The organism is Lonepinella koalarum, from assembly GCF_004565475.1.
Taxonomy (GTDB): domain Bacteria; phylum Pseudomonadota; class Gammaproteobacteria; order Enterobacterales; family Pasteurellaceae; genus Lonepinella; species Lonepinella koalarum.
The window spans coordinates 1-1,846 of sequence record NZ_SRHX01000016.1 but is presented as its reverse complement, the minus strand read 5'-3'; the positions used below and the strand labels follow the sequence as shown (position 1 = coordinate 1,846).

Below are 1,846 nucleotides of genomic sequence, written 5' to 3'. Positions count from 1 at the left end.
TTGACATCCTCCCCGCCCTAAAGGATGGGGATTCCTACTAGCTCCCCCTTTCGGGGGCTACTCTCGGTGGGTTCTTGCTGCTGATCTCTAATGAGATTCACTTCACAAGCTCTACGGGTATGTCCTACCCTGTTCAGATGACAGATGACAGATGACAGAAGTCAGAAGACAGTTTCTAATTGTAGTCTGCCTTTGGTTAATATATTTATCGCTCCAACTACATCGGCATTTTCACTGTAGCCACATTCAATGCACTCAAAATGCGATTGGGTTTCCCGATTTTCTTTGGCAACCAGTCCGCAACAAGGGCAAGTTCGACTGGTATTTTGTGGGGTCACAGCAACCAAAAATCCGCCACGCCATTGGGTTTTGTAGTCTAGTTGTCGGCGAAACTCGAACCAAGATTGATCCAATATCGAACGATTTAACCCCGATTTTTGGCTTACATTTTTGCCAGGTTCTTCCACCGTGCCTTTTGCCGATTTTGACATGTTGGCAACTTGCAAATCTTCAACGTAGATCATGGCGTGGTTTTTGCTGATTTGGTTTGAAGTTTGATGCAAGAAGTTTTTGCGACAATTGGCGATTTTATGGTGTAGTTTGGCGATTTTCGCCTTTAATTTCTGCCAATTTTGACTGAATTTAACTTTGTTTTTGAGCTGTTTTTGTAGCTTCGCTAATTTGCCTTTGTAGGTTTTGAACGCATTGAGCGGAGCGAAAAATACGCCATTGGAAAGGGTAGCAAAACGAGCGATTCCCATATCAATACCAATTTCTCCGCCTTTGTGCGTTGGAATTTCCGCTTCAAATTCCGTTTGAATACTCACGAAAAAATGACCGCACTTTTGGCTTACCGTGACATTTTTAATCTCACCGATGACTTTTCGGCTGTTGAAATAGCGAACCCAGCCGATTTTAGGCAAATACAAGCGATTATTTCCTTGCTCCAGTTTGCAGCCTTGCGGAAAACGAAAACTGTCTTTTAAGCCTTTTTTCTTGAATTTGGGAAAATCTGCTCGCTTTTGGAAAAAATTTTTAAACGCTACTTCAAGGTCTTTTAATGACTGTTGCAACACTTGACTGTGGCAATCTTTCAGCCATTCCCATTGTTTTTTCCAGCTTGGTAACAGATTAGCGATTTTGGTGTAACTAAATTTAAATTGATTATCCTGCTCGTACTGCTCATTTTGCCACGCTAACGCCTGATTGAACACGAAACGAGAACAGCCACAAAACTGTTTGATTTTGCGAGTTTGTTCGCCGTTTGGTCTGATTTCAAATTTAAAGGCTTTGCGGATTAACATGGGCTTAGGTTAAAATAGGATTTTCTCTTATTTTACACTTGGTCTATGAAAAAAGAAACAGAAATTAGACATGGAAGACACTGTGTTTTTAATATGCACATTCATTTAGTCTTTGTCACTAAATATCGCAGAGATGTTTTCACCAAAACGATACTTGATGAATTACAAGAGATTTTTTCCAATGTTTGTCAGGATTTTGGGGCTACATTAGTAGAATTTGACGGCGAAGATGATCACGTTCATCTGCTTGTGGAATATCCGCCTAAAGTAGCGGTATCAGTGCTTGTGAATAGCTTAAAGGGCGTATCTAGTCGTTTGATTAGAAAGAAAAAACATCCAAGCATACAGAAAAAACTCTGGGGCAATCAGCTTTGGTCACCGTCTTATTTTGCTGGTAGTTGTGGCGGTGCACCAATATCAATTATTCGCCAATATATCGAGCAACAACAAACGCCCGATTAAGTTAGGTTGAAAACGGCTTCGCCGTTTGTGCCTTATATCACCGCCCTAAAGGGCAGTGTTTTACGGCACGATCAGATAAA

Annotated in this window: 2 protein-coding genes; one reads left to right on the top strand and one right to left on the bottom strand. The window is 41.1% G+C overall.

What is annotated here, in order from left to right:
- Nucleotides 1-161 precede the first annotated feature (161 nt).
- A complete protein-coding gene (locus tag E0709_RS12035; protein ID WP_132302995.1) occupies nt 162-1,304 on the bottom strand; it encodes an RNA-guided endonuclease InsQ/TnpB family protein in 1,143 nt (380 codons plus the stop codon).
- 45 nt (nt 1,305-1,349) lie between these two features.
- Between E0709_RS12035 and tnpA the strand changes: the two genes are divergently transcribed.
- Nucleotides 1,350-1,766, top strand: coding sequence for an IS200/IS605 family transposase (gene tnpA, locus E0709_RS12030; protein ID WP_132302996.1), 417 nt, complete (start codon nt 1,350-1,352; stop codon nt 1,764-1,766).
- The last annotated feature ends 80 nt before the right edge of the window (nt 1,767-1,846 follow it).

Excerpts from the sequence above, each read along its gene's own strand:
- E0709_RS12035 (WP_132302995.1), bottom strand. The coding sequence starts at position 1,304 with ATGTTAATCCGCAAAGCCTTTAAATTTGAAATCAGACCAAACGGCGAA.
- tnpA (WP_132302996.1), top strand. The coding sequence starts at position 1,350 with ATGAAAAAAGAAACAGAAATTAGACATGGAAGACACTGTGTTTTTAAT.